This is a genomic window from Clostridium sp. cel8 (assembly GCF_014050525.1).
Lineage (GTDB): Bacteria > Bacillota > Clostridia > Clostridiales > Clostridiaceae > Clostridium_B.
This window is the reverse complement of the sequence record NZ_JACGAG010000003.1, coordinates 67,713-90,242: the sequence shown is the minus strand read 5'-3', so window position 1 is coordinate 90,242 and position 22,530 is coordinate 67,713. Positions and strand designations below refer to the sequence as shown.

27 protein-coding genes are annotated in these 22,530 nt (G+C 29.1%); 24 read left to right on the top strand and 3 right to left on the bottom strand.

The features are described from left to right. Window positions 1-60 precede the first annotated feature (60 nt). Genes rsmD through H2684_RS04135 form a run of 3 tightly spaced genes read left to right on the top strand, consistent with a single transcriptional unit; the run spans window position 61 to window position 1,669 of the window. Window positions 61-636, top strand: coding sequence for a 16S rRNA (guanine(966)-N(2))-methyltransferase RsmD (gene rsmD, locus H2684_RS04145; RefSeq protein ID WP_182088137.1), 576 nt, complete (start codon window positions 61-63; stop codon window positions 634-636). Continuing rightward, window positions 629-1,123 carry a pantetheine-phosphate adenylyltransferase gene (coaD, locus tag H2684_RS04140; protein ID WP_182088136.1) on the top strand — a complete coding sequence of 165 codons (495 nt, stop codon included), beginning with the start codon at window positions 629-631 and terminating at the stop codon, window positions 1,121-1,123. The genes rsmD and coaD overlap by 8 nt, the downstream gene beginning before the upstream one ends. Before the next feature lie 21 nt (window positions 1,124-1,144). After that, window positions 1,145-1,669, top strand: coding sequence for an ATPase (locus H2684_RS04135; RefSeq protein WP_182088135.1), 525 nt, complete (start codon window positions 1,145-1,147; stop codon window positions 1,667-1,669). Here H2684_RS04135 and ylbJ read toward each other — a convergent pair. After that, a complete protein-coding gene (ylbJ, locus tag H2684_RS04130; protein ID WP_182088134.1) occupies window positions 1,652-2,818 on the bottom strand; it encodes a sporulation integral membrane protein YlbJ in 1,167 nt (388 codons plus the stop codon). The genes H2684_RS04135 and ylbJ overlap by 18 nt on opposite strands. 104 nt (window positions 2,819-2,922) lie before the next feature. After that, window positions 2,923-4,155, bottom strand: coding sequence for a nucleotidyltransferase (locus H2684_RS04125; RefSeq protein WP_182088133.1), 1,233 nt, complete (start codon window positions 4,153-4,155; stop codon window positions 2,923-2,925). A 265-nt stretch (window positions 4,156-4,420) separates the two neighbouring features. Here H2684_RS04125 and pta point away from each other — a divergent pair, with 265 nt between their 5' ends. From pta to H2684_RS04020, 21 genes are all read left to right on the top strand, one after another. Continuing rightward, window positions 4,421-5,425 carry a phosphate acetyltransferase gene (gene pta, locus H2684_RS04120; RefSeq protein WP_182088132.1) on the top strand — a complete coding sequence of 335 codons (1,005 nt, stop codon included), beginning with the start codon at window positions 4,421-4,423 and terminating at the stop codon, window positions 5,423-5,425. 40 nt (window positions 5,426-5,465) lie between these two features. Next, the gene (locus H2684_RS04115) at window positions 5,466-6,656 is read left to right on the top strand and encodes an acetate kinase (RefSeq protein ID WP_182088131.1); all 1,191 of its coding nucleotides are present in this window, start codon (window positions 5,466-5,468) and stop codon (window positions 6,654-6,656) included. 81 nt (window positions 6,657-6,737) lie between these two features. Next, the gene (locus H2684_RS04110; RefSeq protein WP_182088130.1) at window positions 6,738-7,247 is read left to right on the top strand and encodes a DUF177 domain-containing protein; all 510 of its coding nucleotides are present in this window, start codon (window positions 6,738-6,740) and stop codon (window positions 7,245-7,247) included. A gap of 14 nt (window positions 7,248-7,261) precedes the next feature. Next, window positions 7,262-7,444, top strand: a complete 183-nt coding sequence (gene rpmF / locus H2684_RS04105; RefSeq protein WP_182088129.1) for a 50S ribosomal protein L32 — start codon at window positions 7,262-7,264, stop codon at window positions 7,442-7,444. Window positions 7,445-7,555: 111 nt separating this feature from the next. Further along, a complete protein-coding gene (gene plsX, locus H2684_RS04100; protein WP_182088128.1) occupies window positions 7,556-8,557 on the top strand; it encodes a phosphate acyltransferase PlsX in 1,002 nt (333 codons plus the stop codon). Window positions 8,558-8,693: 136 nt separating this feature from the next. Continuing rightward, on the top strand, window positions 8,694-8,927 hold the full coding sequence (acpP, locus tag H2684_RS04095; RefSeq protein ID WP_182088127.1) for an acyl carrier protein: 234 nt from the start codon (window positions 8,694-8,696) through the stop codon (window positions 8,925-8,927). A gap of 122 nt (window positions 8,928-9,049) precedes the next feature. Then, window positions 9,050-9,760: a ribonuclease III gene (gene rnc, locus H2684_RS04090; RefSeq protein ID WP_182088126.1), complete on the top strand. Its 711-nt coding sequence runs from the start codon at window positions 9,050-9,052 to the stop codon at window positions 9,758-9,760. A gap of 63 nt (window positions 9,761-9,823) precedes the next feature. Further along, on the top strand, window positions 9,824-10,927 hold the full coding sequence (locus H2684_RS04085) for a radical SAM protein (RefSeq protein ID WP_182088125.1): 1,104 nt from the start codon (window positions 9,824-9,826) through the stop codon (window positions 10,925-10,927). Between the two features lie 3 nt (window positions 10,928-10,930). Beyond that, a complete protein-coding gene (locus H2684_RS04080; protein ID WP_182088124.1) occupies window positions 10,931-11,029 on the top strand; it encodes a DUF4044 domain-containing protein in 99 nt (32 codons plus the stop codon). A gap of 7 nt (window positions 11,030-11,036) precedes the next feature. Continuing rightward, window positions 11,037-14,603: a chromosome segregation protein SMC gene (gene smc / locus H2684_RS04075; RefSeq protein ID WP_182088123.1), complete on the top strand. Its 3,567-nt coding sequence runs from the start codon at window positions 11,037-11,039 to the stop codon at window positions 14,601-14,603. Between the two features lie 33 nt (window positions 14,604-14,636). Beyond that, window positions 14,637-15,548, top strand: coding sequence for a signal recognition particle-docking protein FtsY (gene ftsY / locus H2684_RS04070; protein WP_182088122.1), 912 nt, complete (start codon window positions 14,637-14,639; stop codon window positions 15,546-15,548). A 143-nt stretch (window positions 15,549-15,691) separates the two neighbouring features. Further along, a complete protein-coding gene (locus H2684_RS04065; RefSeq protein ID WP_182088121.1) occupies window positions 15,692-16,042 on the top strand; it encodes a putative DNA-binding protein in 351 nt (116 codons plus the stop codon). Between the two features lie 11 nt (window positions 16,043-16,053). Then, entirely contained in the window at window positions 16,054-17,418 is a 1,365-nt protein-coding gene (gene ffh / locus H2684_RS04060; protein WP_182088120.1) for a signal recognition particle protein, read from the top strand. Window positions 17,419-17,466: 48 nt separating this feature from the next. Further along, the gene (gene rpsP, locus H2684_RS04055; RefSeq protein WP_182088119.1) at window positions 17,467-17,724 is read left to right on the top strand and encodes a 30S ribosomal protein S16; all 258 of its coding nucleotides are present in this window, start codon (window positions 17,467-17,469) and stop codon (window positions 17,722-17,724) included. An 18-nt stretch (window positions 17,725-17,742) separates the two neighbouring features. Then, entirely contained in the window at window positions 17,743-17,970 is a 228-nt protein-coding gene (locus H2684_RS04050; RefSeq protein ID WP_182088118.1) for a KH domain-containing protein, read from the top strand. Window positions 17,971-18,027: 57 nt separating this feature from the next. Next, window positions 18,028-18,522 (top strand): ribosome maturation factor RimM, encoded by a 495-nt coding sequence (rimM, locus tag H2684_RS04045; RefSeq protein WP_182088117.1) that lies wholly within the window; start codon window positions 18,028-18,030, stop codon window positions 18,520-18,522. Continuing rightward, complete coding sequence (trmD, locus tag H2684_RS04040) at window positions 18,507-19,241, top strand: tRNA (guanosine(37)-N1)-methyltransferase TrmD (protein ID WP_182088116.1); 735 nt, start codon at window positions 18,507-18,509, stop codon at window positions 19,239-19,241. Before rimM ends, trmD begins: the two co-directional genes overlap by 16 nt. A 218-nt stretch (window positions 19,242-19,459) precedes the next feature. After that, window positions 19,460-19,807 carry a 50S ribosomal protein L19 gene (gene rplS / locus H2684_RS04035; protein ID WP_182088115.1) on the top strand — a complete coding sequence of 116 codons (348 nt, stop codon included), beginning with the start codon at window positions 19,460-19,462 and terminating at the stop codon, window positions 19,805-19,807. A gap of 48 nt (window positions 19,808-19,855) precedes the next feature. Further along, complete coding sequence (lepB, locus tag H2684_RS04030; RefSeq protein WP_182088114.1) at window positions 19,856-20,377, top strand: signal peptidase I; 522 nt, start codon at window positions 19,856-19,858, stop codon at window positions 20,375-20,377. 42 nt (window positions 20,378-20,419) lie between these two features. Beyond that, window positions 20,420-21,265 carry a ribosome biogenesis GTPase YlqF gene (gene ylqF / locus H2684_RS04025; protein WP_182088113.1) on the top strand — a complete coding sequence of 282 codons (846 nt, stop codon included), beginning with the start codon at window positions 20,420-20,422 and terminating at the stop codon, window positions 21,263-21,265. Between the two features lie 35 nt (window positions 21,266-21,300). Next, window positions 21,301-22,149 (top strand): ribonuclease HII, encoded by an 849-nt coding sequence (locus tag H2684_RS04020; RefSeq protein ID WP_182088112.1) that lies wholly within the window; start codon window positions 21,301-21,303, stop codon window positions 22,147-22,149. Between the two features lie 3 nt (window positions 22,150-22,152). Here the strand turns inward: H2684_RS04020 and H2684_RS04015 are convergent, their stop codons facing one another. Then, window positions 22,153-22,521 (bottom strand): YraN family protein, encoded by a 369-nt coding sequence (locus H2684_RS04015; protein ID WP_182088111.1) that lies wholly within the window; start codon window positions 22,519-22,521, stop codon window positions 22,153-22,155. Window positions 22,522-22,530: the final 9 nt, after the last annotated feature.

The following is a 22,530-nucleotide window of genomic DNA, read 5'->3' as shown; positions in this document are numbered from 1 at the left end:
TGTGATAAAATGTTATCGATAATATAGATATTACGTTTTTACTATAGGGAGGAATTACTTATGAGAATAATTGCAGGACTTGCGAAAGGAAGAAAATTATTGCCACCAAATGGATATAGTACAACAAGACCAACCTTAGATAGAGTAAAAGAAGCAATGTTTAATATAATTCAGACTAAAATACAAGATTCCATAGTTTTAGATGTATTTTCAGGAACAGGGAGTCTTGGACTAGAGGCTGTAAGCAGAGGATCAAAGCACTGTTATTTAGTAGATGGAAGTAAAGAAACATTTTCTATTTTAAAAGAAAATGTTAAGAATTTAAGATTTGAGGATAAGTGCACCTGTTTAAATATGGATTCATATAAAGCTCTCTATGAATTTTCAAAAGATAGTATGAAATTTGATATAATATTTATAGATCCTCCCTATAGGAAAAATATGATTCCAAAAGCTGTTCAGATAATTGAAAGCGGTAATTTATTAAATGATGAAGGAATAATAATGACTAAAATTGATACAAGTGAAGATATATATCAAGGAACAAAGTTAATTTCCTTAAGTGATCATAGAAAATATGGTAAGACAACTGTATGTATTTATGAAAGAATAGGGGATGACTTTAAAAATGAATAAAGCGATATATCCTGGAAGTTTTGATCCAATTACAAATGGACATCTAGACATAATAAAAAGATCTGCTAAAATATTTGATGAATTAACAGTTGTAGTTTCAGTTAACCCTAATAAAAAAGGATTATTTAACTATAATGAAAGAGTTTGTATGATAGAAAAGGTAATTAAAGACATAAAAAATGTGAAAGTAGACACTTTTAATGGACTTTTGACAGATTATATGAAAGATAAAAACTGCAAGGTAATAGTAAAGGGATTGAGAGCGGTATCTGATTTTGAATATGAATTTCAAATGTCACTCATAAATAAGAAACTGTTTCCTGATATGGAAACACTATTTATGATGGCAAGTAGTGAAAATTTATATATAAGTTCATCATCTGTAAAACAGGTTGCGTTATTTGGAGGATCTATTGAAGGGCTTGTGCCAGATGAAATTGCATCTTATGTGCTAGAGAAAATTAATAAGTATTGTAGAAAAAGTTAATTGTCCTTGGAGGGGAAGATTATGGATACTATCAGTTTGTTAGAATACCTTGAAGAAATTATAGAAACATCTGCTAAAGTACCTATGACTGGAAAAGTAATGGTAAGTAAAAAAGAAATATTAGATGTTATTAATAAAATAGTTAATTGTCTTCCAAGTGAATTAAAGAAGGCTCAATGGATAGTAGAAGAAAAAGAAAGAATATTGAGTGATGCTGTAAAAGAAGCGGACAATATGAAAAAACAAAATTTAGCTATACTAAGACGTCAGATAGAGAATCATGATATAACCCGAGAGGCTAATAAAAAAGCTGCAGAGATAATATCGTCTGCTAAAAAAAATGCAAAGGCAATACGCAATGGTTCTATAGATTATGCAAATGATGTATTAAATCAGCTTGATGCAGAAATAGATATGAAAAGTAAGGAAATGATTTCAAATCTAAAAATTCAGCTGCAACAGTTTCTAGACAACCTTGATGGTAGTGTGCAGCTAAATATTGATTCTATAAGAGAAAACATAGAAGAATTAAGAAATATGAAATGATCTTTTAAATTTAAATAGTATAATAGGAAGTATCAAAAATAATATTATGGATATAAAAAAGCTGCCTTTATATGTACTAGGATTTAAATTGTATGAAAACATCTCCATTGATGTGTATCTTTCATATATTTTAAATAGGACTATACTTATAAGGGAGCATATTATCCCATGAATTGCTTTTCTAAAAATGTATTTTTTCATGGAAACTTTAAATTTATATGTAAAAGAATATACTTGAGATATAATTGAAAATCCACTGAATGTAAAAAGAAAGCTAACTAATATTATTTTCATATATATATCAGCTTGGGAATTAGATATTAAATTACAACCATTTGTCATTTCTATAATCCCTAGTATGGTTCCTGTTATAATATCATTTGAAAGACCTAATATACTGGAAAGTTTTTTAGTTATTAAATTAAATATCAAGTTATTTTCAAATATATTATTGACAACAGAAAATACAGTTACAAATCCTCCTATTGAAAGGCAGGTTTTAATTGAACTTTCAATACTGTTTTTAAATATACTTCCTATGTTGTCACTGGACTTTGTTTCCATTACCATTTTACTACTATGTTTATAATTTTGTTTTGCAGGGAGAATGAATCCCATAATCATACAAGATATTAAATTTGAAAGCAAAAGTAAGTATCCTATTTGTGAACTTTTAAACATAGAGATTCCTACAGAACCAAGAATAAAAAGAGGACTTGAGTTTGAAGCTATATTCAATAATCTTTGAAGTTCATCAATGCTTATTGATCCATTTTCATATAAGTCACAGGCATATTTTGCACCTAGTGGGTAGCCACACAATATACTTATAACAATTGCAAAGCTACAGCTTTTAGGAAGTCTTAAAGGAAAGCACAATATGTTTCCAAATAATTTAGAGTATATTGATATTCCATTACATCTTATTATTACATTTGAAACTATTAAAAATGAAAATAGTGAGGGAAATACTTTGTAAAAAAATAGTATAGCACCACTTATTGCTCCATCCATACATACTTTTGGAGAGAGTATTATTTGTATTATTAAAATAGAACATACTATAGTCACAAAAGTATTTCTATCTTTTAAAACAAAAGCTAGTATAAATATTAATGCTAATAAAAATGTGTAAAATAATATATTCAAGAATAAATCACCTGCTTTTTATAAATTGAAATTAATATTTGAATATATTAGATTATATTAGCAGGCATTGGCACTTATTCCTTTAAAGGTTATTTAGTTTTTATTTAATTTTTCAGTACAATTGGACTTCGCTTATAGTCTAAATTGAAATCAGTAAAATTGTTTAATAGGCTATAAGCTCTAGTTGATAGAATATCTAAAGCAAAAGTATCTTCTGAGGGTACATTTTTGGGAAATCTTGTGTATACAGGTATAGAAGACTTTTTAGCTATTTCTTTTAGTATTTTTCTACCTGTACTATTAAATCCTAAAACTCTTGCATAGGGGCAAGGATTTTTTCTAAGTTTTTCGGTATTGAAGTTTTCAAATCCAAGAAAAAATTGACATAGTATTCTGCTTATTCTACTATATGCATATCTCTTTGTCTTAGAAGATTTTATTATTCCATCATAGGAATCATTATTTTCTATAGATTTAAAGATCCTATTTTCTATGCCTTCAGATACATCTGGTAAGTTTAATATGGAATTTTTATTAGAGATGTATTTGTATTTCAGGTAAGGTACCATTAAATTCTCTAGAGAAAAATTGTAATTGGATTCATATAGTTTTTTTAAGAGATTATATGTATTTTTAGGCATAGTAGTTTTAATCTTGTATATAGAATCTCCTGTTTTTAAAAAATTTCTTATGGCAGATGCACTTGAAAATTTACTTTTAATAGAAAGACTATTATAATTTTCACCTTGTCTTTTAATAGAAAATATATTTATGTTGCTTTTCAATTTTTTTAAGCTTTTTATGTATTCAATTGCCAAAATATTATTTGAAGATGATATTACATATTCTAATTTATCCTTTTGATTAATATTATAATTTTCAGATAAGAATTTAATTAAGGAGATGTTCCTTGCTTTTGCATATGCTGTTCCAGAGTTAATTTCACATTTAAGCTGATTCTTAAATTCAGCTGGTTCGTATAAAAGTATGTTTGATATCAATTCTAGAAGTTTTATATCAGTAGATTCATTTCCAAAACAAATCCCATTTACGACACCAAGAGAATTGAGTAGGCTTACAGCACCATAAGAAAAAAATTCAGCAGAAGATACACTGTATAGTACGGGAAGCTCTATTACAAGATCAATTCCATTTAAAAGACATATTTTAGTTCTATTCCATTTATCTATTATAGAAGGTAGGCCTCTTTGAACAAAGTTTCCACTCATAACAGCTATAATTCCATCACAATTTGTAAGCTTTTTTGTATTTTGAATGTGATATAGATGTCCGTTGTGAAATGGGTTGTATTCGGCTACGATTCCAATTATATTCATGTTTATATATTTTTCCTCCGATTTTTTTTTGTGTTAATTTAATCTTTAATGTATAATTATTATAACAGATTAAATTTATTATTGTAACATACTTAAATTTAATAGCATGTTAATACTTTAACAATACTATAACAGTTAAAAAAATTAAATAAATCATCTAATTTTTTAACTATTAGTTATTGAAATGTATATCCAAAAAGTATTATATTATAATTGTGCTGTATTTTTATTAATAATATTTTAATATTTGAAGGGAGAAACGAAAATGAGATTAATGAAGCAAATATGGGCTAAAGCAAAAACAGATAAAAAGAAAATTGTTTTAGCAGAAGGAGAAGAAGAAAGGAATATTAAGGCTAGTGAAAAAATAATTAAAAATGGTATAGCTGACGTAATAATGATTGGAAATGTTGATAGAATAAAAGAAAAAGCTGGAGAATTAGGTGTGGATTTAACAGGTGTTGAGTTAGAAGATCCTGAAAATTCAACAAAACTTAAAGAATATGCAGATAAATTCTATGAACTTAGAAAGAAAAAAGGAATGACACCTGAAAAAGCAGATAAAATAGTAAGAGATCCATTGTATTTTGCAACAATGATGGTTAAAATGGGGGATGCAGATGGACTAGTTTCAGGTTCAATACATACTACAGGTGATCTTTTAAGACCAGGACTTCAAATCATAAAAACTGCTCCAGGAATTTCTGTGGTTTCAAGTATATTCATGATGGATGTACCAAATTGTAGCTATGGTGATGATGGAATGTTATTGTTTGCCGATTGTGCTGTAAATCCTAATCCTAATACTGAGCAATTAGCAGCTATAGCTGTAACTACAGCAAAAACTGCCAAAGAATTGTGCGGAATGGATCCAAAAATTGCAATGCTTTCTTTTTCAAGTAAGGGAAGTGCAGAACATGAAGTTGTTGATAAAGTAAGAAATGCAACAAAACTTGCAAAAGAAATGGATCCTGATCTTAAAATAGATGGAGAACTTCAACTTGATGCATCTCTTGTAGAAGAAGTAGCAAATTTAAAAGCACCAGGAAGTGAAGTTGCTGGAAAAGCTAACGTACTTGTATTCCCAGAACTTCAGTCAGGAAATATAGGATATAAATTAGTTCAGAGATTTGCAAAGGCAGAGGCAATAGGACCTATATGTCAAGGATTTGCAAAACCTATAAATGACCTTTCAAGAGGATGTAGTTCAGATGATATTGTAAATGTTGTAGCAGTAACTGCTGTACAAGCACAAGCAATAGATAAATAATTTGGACTATTTATTTAAGAAGAATAGGGAGGTTTAACATATGAAAATTTTAGTAATAAATTGTGGAAGTTCATCATTAAAATATCAGCTTATAAATATGGATGATGAAAGTGTACTTGCAAAAGGACTTGTAGAGAGAATTGGAATTGAGGGTTCTGTTTTAACACATAAGGTAAATGGAGAAAAACATGTTATAAAACAACCTATGGAAGATCATAAAGTAGCTATAAAACTTGTGTTAGATGCATTGATAGACAAAGATCATGGTGTAATTAAAGATATGTCTGAAATTTCTGCTGTAGGACATAGAGTTGTACATGGCGGAGAAAAGTATGCAGAATCTGTACTTATAGATGATGAAGTTATAAATGCTATAAAGGATTGTATTAAACTTGCACCACTTCATAATGGACCAAATCTAATAGGAATAAATGCATGTAGAGAGTTAATGCCAAATACTCCAATGGTAGCTGTATTTGATACTGCATTTCATCAGACTCTTCCAGATTATGCTTATACTTATGCTTTACCATATGAATTGTATGAGAAGTACGGAATTAGGAAATATGGATTCCATGGAACATCACACAGATTTGTTTCAAGAGAAGCAGCTAAAATGTTAAATAAAGATATAAAATCTCTTAAAATTATTACATGTCATTTAGGTAATGGTGGAAGTATCTGTGCTATAGATGGTGGAAAATCTGTTGATACAACTATGGGATTTACACCACTTGCAGGTATATGCATGGGTACAAGATGTGGAGATATAGATCCAGCTATAGTTCCATTTCTCCAAAAATCAGTAGATATGTCTGTTGATGAAGTAGATAACTTAATGAATAAAAAATCTGGAATACTTGGAATATCAGGAGTAAGTAGCGACTTTAGAGATGTAGCAAAAGAGGCTAAAAATGGAAATAAGAGAGCACAGCTAGCTCTTAATATATTCCATTATAGAGTAAGAACTGTTATAGGATCCTATGCAGCTGTTCTTGGTGGAGTTGATTGCATAGTGTTTACAGCAGGACTTGGAGAAAACTCAGCTACAGATAGAATTGAAATATGTAAAGGACTTGAGTATTTAGGAATAAAATTAGACGAGAAGAAAAATGATGTAGCTGGAAAAGCTGCAGAAATTAGTGCAGATGATTCAAAAGTAAAGGTACTTTGCATCCCAACAAATGAAGAACTTATGATAGCAAGAGATACACAAGAAATAATTAAGTAATTTTAATTAATAAAATAAATCTTGACTTTTAATGTTCATCTCTATATAATAAATTGTGGCTAATGTATAGAGGTGAGCATTATGAAGTTGGATATATCTGATCTGCTTAATAAGAATGATTTTAGAAAAAATTTACATATTAATTTAGATGAAAAGAGTTTTTATGATGGCAGTGAGTATATAAATGTTTTAGATTCTATGAAATTTTCTGGAATTTTAAAAAAAATAAAGGACATATTTATTTTAGATGGTGTAGTTAATACTGTCCTTGAGCTTACTTGTTCAAGATGCTTAGATAAATTTTCCTATCCTATAAATATAAAGATTAGTGAAAAATTTGCAGATAGGAAAAATATTGATGGAGATAATAGTGAAGACATTATCTCAATTGAAAATGGCTACATAGATATTACTGAAGTTATAGAAAACAATATTATATTAGCTTTGCCTATAAAAAGACTTTGTAAAGAGGATTGCAAAGGATTATGCCCTAAATGTGGTACTAATTTAAATAAATCAACTTGTAATTGTAAGACAGATGAATTTGATCCAAGATGGGCTAAGTTAAAAGATATGTTTTCTGATGATTAAGGAGGTGTTTTACTATGACGAGTCCAGCAAGGAAGTCATCAAAAGCGAGAAGAGATGCTAGAAGAGCACAGACTTTTAAAGTGTCCCTACCAGGAATTGTAGAGTGTCCTCAATGCCACGAAATGAAACTTGCACATAGAGTTTGTAAAAATTGTGGTTATTATGATGGTAAAGAAGTTATTTCAGTTACGAAATAGTTAAAGAAAGTCAATAGACTTTCTTTTTTTAACGTTAAGTTACGTTTATAGGATTTTGATGTGGTATAATTAAATCTGATTTGGAAGCATAATCAATAAGGATGTGAGTAGATGAAGATTGTTTTAGATGGCATGGGAGGAGATTTTGCTCCAGCATCTCCAGTATCCGGTGCAGTTAAAGCTGTAAATGAGAAAAATATAGATGTTATAATAACTGGCAAAAAGGAAGAAATATATAGTGAACTTAGTAAGTATAACTATGATGAAAAAAGAATAAAAGTCGTAGATGCAAGGGAAGTAATAAGTACAAATGAACCTCCTGTTATGGCTGTTAGAAGGAAAAAGGATTCAAGTCTTGTAAAAGCTCTTAATATTGTAAAAAATGGTGAAGCAGAAGCTGTTGTATCTGCTGGAAGTACTGGGGCATTTATGACTGGTGCTTCTCTTGTAGTTGGAAGAATTAAAGGAGTAGACAGGGTAGCACTTGCACCTATAATGCCTGGGAAAAATGGTAGGTTTATGGTTGTTGATTCTGGTGCAAATGTTGATTGTAAACCAAAATATCTTCTGCAATTTGCCATGATGGGAAAAGTATATTTTGAAAATGTATTAAAAGTTAAGAATCCATCTATAGGGCTTATAAATATTGGAGCAGAAGAGGAAAAGGGAAATGAACTCACAAAAACAGTATATAAACTTTTAAAAGATTCTAGCTTGAATTTTGTTGGAAATGTGGAACCTCGTAATGTATCTGACGGAGATGTGGATATACTTGTATGTGATGGGTTTGTTGGAAATACAGTTCTAAAAATGTATGAAGGTACAGCTTTAAATGTATTTAAAATGTTAAAAGAAGAGATAATGAAATCCCAGAGTGCTAAAGTAGGGGCTTTTCTTATGAAAAATGTTTTTAAAAATTTAAAGAAGAAATTTGATTACTCTGAATATGGAGGTTCTGCATTTTTGGGATCAAAAGGAGTATGTGTTAAGGCTCATGGAAGTTCTGAGGATAAAGCTTTTAAAAATGCTATTTTTGAAGCAGAAAAATGCGTTGAAAACTCAGTAATAGAAAAAATAAAATTGGAAATAGAAAATATCTCTAGCAATATTTAGAATAATATAAAAAAATTATAATATGAATGTATTAATGTAAAATAAATTGATATAATAAATTTAATGTTAATTTATATTGACGGTATAGTTTATTTGTGTAATATTATTTATGTATAAATTTTTAGGAGGTGAAATTATGATATTTGAAAAGATAAAAAAAATAATAGCTGAACAATTGGGAATAGATGAAAATGAAATAAAGTTGGACTCATCATTTGTTGACGATCTTGGTGCTGATTCACTTGATATAGTTGAGTTAATTATGGCCCTAGAAACAGAATTTGATTTGGAAATACCAGATGAAGAGGCAGAAAAAATATCTACTGTAGAAGATGTAGTTGAGTACATAAAAGCTCATACAGAGGATTAAAGGATTGAGTCCCGTTTTTTCAAAATTACGGGACTTAAATTTTAAAATTAAAGTGTAGTTTATTCTTGAATTTGTCCTAATATAGAACAGACTGAGGAATAAACTTCAGAAGGAGAAAAAAGATGGAATATAGTCCGAATCTTAATGAATTGGAAGAACAATTGAATATACATTTTAAAGATAAAAAAATATTAGAAACTGCAATTACCCATAGTTCTTATGCAAATGGAAAGAAATTTATAAAATTTAATGAGAGATTGGAATTTTTAGGAGATGCAGTGCTTCAACTTGCTATATCTGAATATTTATTTTTAAATTATCCAGATGAACCAGAAGGAATTTTGACAAAGAAAAGATCTATTATAGTTTGTGAAACTTCACTTTATGAAGTGGCTAAAATGTGGAATATAGGAAAATATATAAAGATGAGCAGAGGAGAAGAAATGACAGGTGGAAGAGAAAGGGTTTCAATTCTAGCAGATTGTGTTGAGGCAATAATAGCAGCTTTTTATATAGATAATGGTTATAAAAAAGTTGATGAATTTATAATCAATAATTTTAAAGGTATCATAGAAAAAGCGGTAAAAGATGAAATAGTTCTTGATTATAAGACTAAACTCCAGGAAGTTGTCCAGCAAAATGGAGAAGTGGATATAGAGTATGAACTCATAAAATTTGAAGGACCTCCTCATAGAAGAAAGTTTTACACACAGGTGTCTGTTGATAGAAATGTGCTGGCAAAAGGACAAGGATATAGCAAAAAGCAGTCGGAACAGGATGCAGCATATAAGGCACTTGAAAATATAAGTTCTAATAAAAAAATTTATAAGTAAAAAATTTATAAGTTTAAATATATATAATAAGATTGATTTGACTGTGAATTTGGAGGTGCTTTTGTGAGTAAAGGACATTATATAATCCCTATATTTGTTCCAAATGAAGGGTGTCCACATAATTGTGTATTTTGTGATCAGACAAAAATTACTGGAAGTGAGAACAAAGTCGATGCAGCTTTTACCAAATATACTATTGAAGAATATCTAAAAACTATAGAAAGAGATAAGGCTTGTGTTGAAGTATCTTTTTTTGGAGGAACTTTTACAGCTATTGATATAAAAAAGCAAAGTGAACTTTTAGAAGTAGCCAAAGATTATAAAGATAAAGGACTTATAGATCTTATACATCTTTCTACAAGACCGGATTATATAGATACTGATATTTTAGATAATCTTAGATATTATGGTGTAAATGTAATAGAACTTGGAGTTCAATCTTTAGATGAAGAAGTCCTTAAAAAATCAGGTAGGGGTCACTCAAAAGAAGATGTTGCCAAAGCATCTTCATTAATTAAAAGTTATGGATTTACTTTAGGGCATCAAGTTATGATTGGATTGCCTGGAGATAATTTGAGTAAGGATATAAACACAGTGAAAGAATCTATTTCAATGAATCCTGATATATATAGAATCTATCCAGCACTTATAATAAAAAATACTCCAATGGAGGATATGTATAAAAAAGGTATGTATAATCCATACAGCTTATATGAAGCAGTTAAAATAAGCAAAATACTTTATTCAATGCTTGTGTCAAATGGAATAAATGTGATACGAGTTGGACTTCAGCCTACAGAAGAGATAAACTTAAATGCTGAAGTAGTATGTGGTCCGTTTCACCCAGCTTTTAGAGAATTGGTTATTGGAAGTATCTACAATGAGATGTTGGAAAAAGGTATAGAAAAAAGTATAGGTGATAATTCTAATAAAGATTTTTCTGTAAGAGTTAATCCTAGAGATGTATCAAAATTGTATGCAGATGGTAAAAGATTCTTTAATAAAATGAAATCCCATTTTAAGTCTTTAAGGTGTTCTATATCTGTGGCTCAGGATAATAATGTAAAAGAAGGCAATTTAATTTTAGTGTCAGGCAAAAGAAAAACAGTATTATCCTCAGAAGAATATATGAAACAAATTTCTGATATTTATTGGAGGGGTGTGTAAAATATGAAAAAAAGCACTAGAGAGAAAATGACTAAAGTATTTGCAGTATGTGTAGTGATTATATTTATAATCACATTGATTCCAATGCTGTTTGGAATATAGGTAGAGTATGTTTTTAAAAAGTATTGAAATTCGAGGCTTTAAATCTTTTGCTGACAAGACGGAGTTAAAATTTACAAAGGGTATTACAGCTATAGTAGGACCAAATGGAAGTGGCAAAAGCAATATTTCCGATGCAGTTAGATGGGTTCTTGGTGAACAGAACATAAGAAATCTAAGAGGCGGAAAAATGGAAGATGTAATCTTTTCTGGGACACAGTTTAGAAAACCACTTGGACTTTGTCAGGTTTCATTAACCCTTGACAATGAAGATAAATCACTTCCACTTGAGTATTCTGATGTTACAATTTTAAGAAGGTTGTATAGATCAGGAGAAAGTGAATATTATATAAATAATACAAAATGTAGATTGAAAGATATACGAGAATTATTCATGGATACTGGAATAGGTAAAGAAGGGTATTCTATAATAGGACAGGGTAAAATAGATGCTATATTAAGTGGCAGGCCTGAGGATAGAAGAAGTATTATAGAAGAAGCAGCTGGAATTGTAAAATTCAAGTGGAGAAAAGAGGAAGCTGAAAAGAGATTAAAAAAAACACAGGAAAACCTTACAAGAATAGAGGATATATTGACAACCTATAAAGAGAGGTTAGAGCCACTTAAGCTTGAAGAAGAAAAGGCAAATAAGTTTTTAAAACTTTCTAAAGGTCTTAAAGAAAAGGAAATTAACTTCATTGTAAATTCCATAGACAGTATACAATTAAAGATAGACAATCTTAATGCTAAAATAAATGATCATAAAATTCATGTGAAAAATTTAAATTCAAAATATAGATCTTTTAAATCTCTTATAGATTCTTATAATAAGGAGATAAACGATATAAGAGAAGGTAAGAAAAGATATGAAGAAGAATACTACAATAATAAATCAAAAATTCAATCTTTAAAGTCAGACATAGGTATTTTAAAAGAAAAGATATTTAATTCTGAAAAAAACATTAAAAAAATTATTGAGGAATATGAAATAACTGAGAAGAAAATTTACAGTATAAAGACTCAGAAAAATATACTGGAAGATGAAATTTTTAAATTGGAAGAATCTAAAAATAAAATTGCTTCTGAAATGAATGAAAAAGACAGACGTTTAAGTGAATTTATAAAAAATGTATATGAAAAAGATACTTTACTCAAAAAATTAAAGAACAACCAAATAGAGTATTTAAGTTTAATATCAAATACAAAAAATAGTATAAACTCAATAGAAGAAAACATAAAAAAGATTGAAAGTAAATGTGAATATATAAAAAATCTTTGTGTAGGCTATAAAAATTCTATTAAGATAAATTCGAAAACTAGGAATGAATTTAAGATAAAGATAAATTCAATAGAAGAAGAAATAAAAAAGTATAATTCTATAATAGACAAAAACAAAAATATTATAGTGAAATTCAGGCGTCGTTTAAAAGAATGTTCAGTTAAAATTAAGGAATTGAATAGAGAATATATGAAGCTTACTACAAATAGAAATATGCTAATAAAGCTTGATAAGCAAAATGAAGGATACAATAGGACTTCAAAAATACTTATGGATAATATAAAATCTGGGAAAATTAATGTGGAGTCAAATAGTTGTTTTTTGATGGGTGAAATAATAAAGACAGATAAAAAATTTGAAACAGCAGTGGAAGTAGCGTTAGGTGGAGCTATTTCGAATATTATAACTAAAAATGATAATATTGCTAAAAAACTTATAGAGCATTTGAAATCAAACAATCTTGGAAGGGCAACTTTTTTACCACTTAATATAATAAGAGGAAGAAAATTATCAATAAAAAAGGAACTAATTAATATAGATGGATATATTGGAGTTGCAAGTGATATTGTAGATTATGACGTATTATTCAAAAGTGCAGTAGAAAATGTACTTGGAAGAACTATAGTTTCAACTGACATGGATAGTGCAATTAAAATAGCTAAATCTTTTAATTATACAGTTAGGGTAGTTACTCTAAGTGGAGAAATTGTAAATCCAGGTGGAGCTCTTACAGGTGGAAGTTTAAAGTTTAAATCTTCAAATATAATAGGTAGAAAACGTGAAATAAAAGAGCTTGAAATAAAAATAAAGACTTTGAAAAACAGTTTAGATGAAGCAAATAGAGATCTAAGTGATTATGAAAATAATATACATAAGCTTGACGAATCAAATTTAAATTTGAAAGATAAGATATACTCTAAAAATATAGATATAACTAAACTTAAGGAAAAGCTTAGTAATATAGATAGTGAAAATATAAAGCTAAATAAAAGCATAGATGTATCAAAAGATGAAATGAAAAATATATACTCAGAAATCAAAAATCTTAAATTAAGTCTTGAAGATAAGAAAAAAGAGCTTGAAAAGCTTAATTTTAAGCAAAAGGTCAATAATAATAAGATAGTAAAGTTTGAAGAGGAATTGAGTAAAAAAAATTATAATATAGATGATTTGAGAAATAAACTTACTGATATAAAGGTAAAAAAGGCACAGATTGAAGAGAACTTACTAAGCAGGCATGATTTAATAGAAAAACTAAAAGTAGATATGAAAGAAATGTGTTTTAAGATAGAAAAATTGAAGCATGAAAAGGAAGAATTGATTCATGATAAGGATTCTTTTAATAAAAAAATTGAATTTAATAAATCTCAGATAAATAAAATTAGTATCAAAATTAAAGAGTGTCAAGATAAAATAAACAAGTTAAATTCTAAATATATAAAAGTTAGAGAAAAAGTGGAATCTATAAGTGATAATTTAGAATCATTAACTGCTAGTATAAATGAAAAAGAAGAAAAAATACACAACTTGGAAATTACTTTGACAAGGTTTAGCGCTGAAAAAGAAAATTTGAATTCAAAGTTGTATTCAGATTTTGAGATTACATATGAAGATGCACTAAAGTATAAATCAAATATAGAAGATACAGAAAAGTTTAAAAAGGAAATATATTCTCTAAAGAGGAGAATATCAGAAATAGGTTCCGTAAACTTGGGAGCAATAGAGGAGTATAGGAATACAAAGGAAAAGGTGGATTTTATGAATTCACAAAGAGAAGATCTTATAAAAGGAGGTAAAGAGCTGGAAAATGTAATATTTCAAATGACAAAGAAGATAAAAGTGTTGTTTAAGGAAAATTTCAATAAGTTGCGTAAAAATTTTAATGAAACTTTTAGAGAATTATTTAAAGGCGGAAGTGCAGATATTGTACTTACAAATGGAGATGAGCTTACAGGTAATATAGAAATAACAGTGGAGCCTCCAGGTAAAAAACTTCAAAATATAAATCTTATGTCTGGAGGAGAAAAAGGATTATCTGCTATAGCACTTTTGTTTTCAGTTCTAAAGATGAAACCTACTCCATTTTGCATATTAGATGAAATAGAAGCGGCTCTTGATGATGTGAATGTTTTAAAATATGCACAATTTCTAAAGAAATTTTCTGTAAATACTCAATTTATTGTTATAACTCATAGGAAGGGAACTATGGAATCAAGTGATGTTATGTATGGAATTACAATGGAGGAGAAGGGTATATCTAAAATTGTATCTGTAAATTTAGATGAAAAGATATCCTAGAAAATACTTAAAATAGAAAGAAGGAGATTATATATGTTTCAAGGTTTTTTTGATAAACTAAAAAATGGTCTTACAAAGACTAAAGATAATCTTACTGGTAGGATAATGGAAGTTTTAAGTGGATCAATTTCAATAGATGAAGATCTTTATGAAGAATTAGAAGAAATACTTATAACAGCGGATATAGGGGTAGATACTACTCTTTACATAATAGATAAGTTAAAGGAAAAGATAAAGGAGAAAAAGATAAAAGATCCTTCGCTTGTAAAAGATTGTCTGAAAGAAGTTATAATGGATATACTCGGAGAGGAAAATGGAAAAATAGATCCAGTAAATGTTCCTGAGGTAATGCTTGTAATAGGAGTAAATGGAGTAGGAAAAACAACATCTATAGGAAAGATAAGTTCAAAATTGAAAAATAATAACTACAAGGTGCTTATGGCAGCTGCAGATACATTTAGAGCTGCAGCAATAGATCAACTTGAAGTATGGAGTAATAGAGCAGGTGTTGATATTATAAAGCATCAGGAAGGTTCAGACCCTGCAGCTGTTATATTTGATGCAGTTCAGGCATCTAAAGCAAGAGGAGTGGATGTTTTAATATGTGATACAGCAGGAAGACTTCACAATAAAAAAAATCTTATGAATGAACTTGGAAAGATAAATAAGGTAATTGACAGGGAATACAGTGAAGCATATAGGGAAACACTTCTTGTACTGGATGCGACTACTGGACAAAATGCAGTGCAGCAAGCAAAACAGTTTATGGAGGTTTGTAAGATAGATGGAATAATACTTACAAAGTTAGATGGAACTGCAAAAGGAGGAATTGTAATATCAATAAAGCATACTCTTGGTATACCTGTTAAGTTAATTGGCGTAGGTGAAGGTATAGAAGATCTTCAGGAATTTAATCCAAAAGATTTTGTGGATGCATTATTTTAATATATTTTTTATAGGCTGTTAAGTAAAATTGCTTGACAGCCTATTTTAATTCTGATATTATATCTTTAGTGAGAATTATTGTGCTTTTGATTTCAAGTAAAAAGAAGTTTTGAGGAAGTGACAGGATTTATTGTCCGATTAAAATGGAAAAAAGAGTACGACTTTCAATGCTATTGGAAATATATGGAAGTCTATTGACGGATAAGCAGAGAAATATAATGGATCTATACTATAATTTTGATTTATCTCTTTCTGAAATAGCTGAACATACAAATACTAGCAGACAGGCAGTATATGATATAATAAAGAGATGTAATAAACTGCTTACGGATTATGAGAAAAAACTTCATTTAATGGATAAAAAATTAAAATTAAAGGAGTCAACAGACATTATTTTAGATATGCTTGATTCTATTTCAAATCCAAATAATAAAATTTTAATAGATATTTTAATAGATAATATAAAAAAATATATAACAGATAATATTAAGTAGGGAGGATTAACATGGCTTTTGAAGGATTGGCATCTAAGCTTCAAGGAACTTTAAAAAAGCTTAGAGGAAAAGGTAAACTTTCGGAAAAAGATATAAAGACAGCTATGAGGGAAGTAAAATTGGCACTTTTAGAAGCAGATGTTAACTACAAGGTTGTACGTAATTTTATAAAATCTGTTAGTGAAAAATGCCTTGGTGAAGAAGTACTTAAGAGTTTAACTCCTGCTCAGCAGGTTATAAAGATAGTAAATGAAGAACTTACTGATTTAATGGGCAAAAGTGAAAGCTCTATTGAATATTCTAAAGATGGTATCACTGTAATGATGCTTGTTGGACTTCAGGGAGCAGGTAAAACCACTATGTGCGGAAAGCTTGCACTAGATCTTAGAAAGAAAAAGAAAAAACCACTTCTTGTGGCTTGCGATATATATAGGCCGGCAGCTATAAAGCAACTTCAGGTAGTTGGAAAGCAGATAGATATACCTGTGTTTTCAATGGGAGATAAAGTAAGTGCAGTTGATATATCAAAAGGAGCTATTGAATATGCCAAGAATAATGATCTTAATGTAGTTATCATAGATACAGCAGGAAGACTTCAAATAGATGAAGATTTGATGGGAGAACTTAAAGATATAAAGAAAGCCGTTAATCCTAATGAAATTATGCTTGTAGTTGATTCAATGACTGGTCAAGATGCAGTAAATGTAGCTGAAAGCTTCAATAATCAAATAGATATAACTGGGGTAATACTTACAAAGCTTGATGGTGATACAAGAGGTGGTGCGGCACTTTCAATACGTGCAATGACTGGAAAACCTATAAAATTTGTAGGTATAGGTGAAAAAATGAATGATTTTCAAGTATTCTATCCAGATAGAATGGCATCTAGAATACTTGGAATGGGAGATGTACTTTCACTTATAGAGAAAGCTCAGCAAGCAATAGATAAAGATGAAGCTAAGCAACTTGGAGAAAGAATGCTTAACAAAGAATTTAATCTTCAGGATTTTCTAGATATTATGCAGCAGACTAAAAAGCTTGGACCAATAAGTAAATTAATTGAGATGATGCCGGGAATTCCTGGAATTGATACTAAAGCTTTAAGTGGAGTTGATATATCTAAAGGCGAAAAAGAGCTTAAAGTAAAGGAGTCAATAATAAGGTCAATGACTTTAAAGGAAAGGCGTAATCCATCCATTATAAGTGGATCTTCTTCTAGAAAAAAGAGGATTGCAGCTGGATCTGGAACTAGCATACAGCAAGTTAATAGATTGCTTAAAGATTTTGATAAGATAAAAAAATTAATGAAACAGTTTAATGGAATGGGAAATAAAAAGATGTTTAAAAAAGGAATGTTTGGTAAATTGCCTTTTTGAAAATAGATGTTTAAATTTTAACATATTACACTTAAGGAGGTGATATAAATGGCAGTAAAGATAAGATTGAGAAGAATGGGTGCAAAAAAAGCTCCATTTTATAGAATAGTTGTTGCAGATTCTAGATCTCCAAGAGATGGAAGATTTATAGAAGAAATAGGATATTATAATCCTACAACAAATCCAACTACTATAAAATTTGATGAAGAGAAAGCTGTACAGTGGATAAAAAATGGTGCACAGCCAACTGAAGTTGTAAAGAAAATTTTCACAAAAGCTGGATTAAGCGAAAAAGTTGGTAAATAGTCACTGGGGGTGGATTAGATGAAAGAATTAGTTGAAATCATAGCTAAATCATTAGTAGATAACCCAGATATGGTTAAAGTAAATGAAATTGTAGGTGAACAATCTATAATTTTGGAACTTAAAGTTGCCCAAGAAGATATGGGAAAAGTAATAGGAAAACAGGGAAGAATAGCGAAAGCTATACGAACTGTAGTAAAAGCAGCAGCCATAAAAGAAAATAAAAGAGTAGTTGTTGAAATAATATAAGAGTTAGGTTGCCTAACTCTTATATTAATATTGTCAGTTGAAAGGAGAGAAAGTCTCTTGGAAGAATTTATTACAATAGGGAAAATAGTAAATACTCATGGCATAAAAGGTGAATTGAAGATATATCCACTTACTGATGATTTAAACAGATTTAAAATCTTAAAAGATGTATATATTGATGGTAAATTTAGAAAAGTTCTAAATTGCAAATTGCAGTCAAAAAGAGCTGTACTTAAAATAGAAGGAATAAATTCCATAGAAGATGCAAGCTTGTACAAAGGGAAATACATCAAAGTTAAAAGAGAAGATGCAATAGAACTTGATAAAGGAAGCTATTATATTACAGATATAATAGGATGTAGAGTTATCGATACAGATGGGGTAGATTGTGGAATAGTTTCAGATGTACTTCATACTCCAAATAATGATGTATATTGGATAAAAGAGGGAAAAGAGCTTTTGATTCCAGCACTTGAAGGAATAGTTTTAAATGTAGATATAGAAAAATCAGAAATACTTATAAAGCCGGTGAGTACATGGATGTCAGAATAGATATTTTGACACTTTTCCCAGCTATGTTTGATGTATTTAATTATAGCATAATAGGAAGAGCTAGAAAAAAGGGAATTTTAAATATAAATACAGTGGATATAAGAGATTATACGAAAGATAAGCACAGAAAAGTTGATGATTATCCCTATGGAGGTGGAGCTGGTATGGTAATGGCAGTTCAACCTATAGCTGACTGTATAAGAGCTGTTAGAAAGTTAAATGGTGGAAAAGTCATATTTTTAGGACCAAGAGGTAAAACATTCAATCAACAAATGGCAAAAGATCTTTCTAAGGAGAAAGAACTTATATTTTTATGTGGACATTATGAAGGCATAGATGAGAGAGCCTATGATTATATAGATATGGAAGTATCTCTAGGTGATTTTGTGCTAACAGGAGGGGAATCTGCATGTATTCCAATTATAGATAGTATATGTAGAATGATACCAGGAGTATTAAAAAGTAGCGAAAGTTATATGGAAGAATCATTTTACAATGGGCTCTTAGAATATCCACAATATACTAGACCAGAGTGTTTTGAGAATAAATCAGTTCCTAAAGTTTTGATGTCGGGACATCATGAGAATATAAGAAAGTGGAGAAGAGTGAAGTCTATTTTGACAACAAAGGAAAAGAGACCAGATTTATTTAAAAGAATAAAACTTTCAAGTGATGATATAAAGCTGATTAAAAAGTATATGAAAGATGGAAATATTTAAGTGATTATTATATAGATAATGTATAAAGTGAAAAAATTTGGATAATATATATTAATAAAAAAAGTAAATAACTATATGAATATTAAAGATTTATATATTGAAAGTGGCATTTATGTGTGATAAAATATATACGTTGTGCTGCACGGACGATCCTCTGTCTGTATATTTTTATTTATACTGGATACGAACGTTTAGTAATTATAAGGAGGTAATGCACAGTGTTAGATGTAATAAAAGATATAGAATCTGAACAAATAAGAACTGATTTGCCAAAATTCAACGTTGGTGATACAGTAAAAGTTCATGTAAAAATTAGTGAGGGAAACAGAGAGAGAATACAGGTATTTGAAGGCGTTGTTTTAAAGAGACAAAATGGAGGACTTAGGGAAACTTTTACAGTAAGAAGAGTTGCTTATGGTGTTGGTGTTGAAAGAACTTTCCCTGTTAATGCACCTATAATAGATAAGATAGAAGTTATTAGAAAAGGTAAAGTAAGAAGAGCTAGATTATACTATTTAAGAGACAGAGTTGGTAAAGCAGCTAAAGTAAAAGAAATATTAAAATAAAATGGGGCTTATAGAGTCCCTTTTTTGTATATTAAGGTGGTGTGTGACTTGTTAAAAGAATTAATTGATATTGGAAAATCAGTGTTAATTGCATTAGTAGCTGCCTTTTTACTTATAACTTTTGTTTTTGAAACTGTAACCGTAGATGGACATTCAATGGATCCAACATTAAACGATAAAGATAGGCTTATAGTTGAGAAGGTAAGTTATTATTTTAGGGCTCCAGAGCCAGGAGATATAGTTGTAATAAAATATCCAGCAGATCCAAGTGTGAAATTTATAAAGAGGGTTGTTGCAGTAGGCGGAGATACAGTTAAAATTGAAGATGGAAAACTTTATGTAAATGGTAAAGCTAAGAATGAATCATATATATTGGAACCTATGATTGGAGATTTTAATGAGGTCACAGTACCTAAAAATACAATTTTTGTATTAGGGGACAATAGAAATAACAGTCGTGATAGTAGATTTCAAGATGTAGGTTTTGTAAGTGATAAATTAATAGTTGGGAGAGCAGCCTTTAGGTTGTATCCATTTAACAGAATAGGGGTTTTAAAATCCTATAGATAGAAGTTAATCTATGCAGAAAATCAAATAGGAGGGTTTATTTTTATGAATATAAATTGGTTTCCTGGACATATGGTAAAGACTAAAAGAGAAATAAAAGAAAATCTAAAGTTAGTAGATGCAGTAATAGAAATAAGAGATGCCAGAATAGTTATATCAAGTAAAAATCCAGTGATTGATGATTTGTGTGGAAATAAACCAAGGGTAATTCTATTAAATAAGTGTGATCTAGCAGAAGATAGAGTGACAAAACAATGGATTAAGGTTTTATCTTCTGAGAATATAAGTGTACTTGCAGTTAATTCAAATACAGGTGCAGGATTGAACTTAATTAAACCTGCTTTGAATAATATATTAAAAAATAAACACGATAAGATGAAATCAAAGGGTGTTAGTAATATAGTAGATAGGGTAATGGTTGTAGGTATTCCAAATGTGGGAAAGTCCACTTTTATAAATAAAATAGCAAGGAGTAAAATTGCTAAAACTGGAAATAAACCAGGAGTTACAAAGTCAAAGCAATGGATAAAAACAAAGTATGGAATTGAGCTTATGGATACGCCAGGAATATTGTGGCCTAAACTTGAAAGTAAAAAAACTCAGCTTAACTTATCATTTACAGGTGCTATAAAAGACGAAATAATAGATATAGAAGAGTTAGCTTTAAATCTTATTGATGTATTATCTAAAAACCATGCGGATAGACTTATTAAAAGATATAAAATTGATTCATTAAGTTCTGAAGCAATAGAAAATATGGATAATATAGCCAGAAAAAGAGGAGCTATAATTAAAGGAGGACAAATAGATTATAATAGAATATCAAATATAATTTTAGAGGAATACAGATCTGGAAAACTTGGACCTATTTCTCTTGAATATCCAGATTAATTTTATAATCTATAGATTTTTAGGAAGGTATTTATATGATTGAAGATTCTCATGTATACACTATAGAAGAACTTTTTACAAAACAAATATCAGATATGAAATTTTCTGAAATAAATAAGATAGTTAAAAAATTAAAGTCACTGTATTTTGATGTGACTTTAAAAACATATGAAAAATTAATATATGATTTAGCAAAAGATAAAAGGAAAAATGTTAGAAACTTATCTCAAAGTTTGTCTAGATTTATTGAAAACACTAAAAATGAAATTTCTCGGGTAAAAAATATGTATGAGTTCGACAAAAGTTGTGGTAATTGCATATATGTTGCAGGAGCTGATGAAGTTGGGAGAGGTCCACTTGCAGGACCAATAGCTGGAGCCGCAGTTGTACTTAATTTGAATTTTAAAGAAGATAGAGAATTGATATTAGGAATAAAGGACTCAAAACAGCTCTCAAAGAAAAAGAGAGAGGAAATTTCTAAAATTATAAAAGAGAAGGCAATTAGTTACAATATAGCCGTTATAAACAATAATGAAATAGATGATAGAGGAATAGCTTGGTGCAATAACGAGGTACTTAAAAGGGCAGTAGTTGGTCTTAAAGTTCCAGTAAATTTAGTCTTATCAGATGGGTATGCTGTAAATAATCTTAATATAGATAACAAATTTATAATAAAAGGCGATTGTAAGAGTGCAAGTATAGCAGCTGCATCTATTATAGCAAAAGTCTATAGAGATAATATTATGGCAGAATATAGTAAAATATATCCACAGTATAATTTTTCAAGTAATTCCGGTTATGGAACTAAAGAACATATTGATGCTATAAAGAAGTATGGTATTTGTAAACTGCATAGGCGGAGCTTTTTAAAAAATATAATTTGATTTTTATATGTAGAATGCATTTTTAATCAGTTTTATATTGTGTTTATTAGAATACATATTTAGAATAATTTCCACTACATCAAATCTATAATTTAAGTTATAGATTTTATTTTTTAAAATATATAATTTGGCAACTTTATAAATCTTTAATTGTTTTCTGTAATTTACTGATTCATAGGGAAATCCATATTTTATTGATTTCCTTGTTTTTACTTCTATAAAACAAATATAATCTGCATCCTTTCCGATTATGTCAATTTCACCTATTCTACATCTGAAGTTTCTATCCATTATTTTGTATCCTATAGAAGATAGGTACATTTCAGCTATGGATTCACCTAGATCTCCCGTTTTTTTATTAAAATTTTTCATAAGCTTACT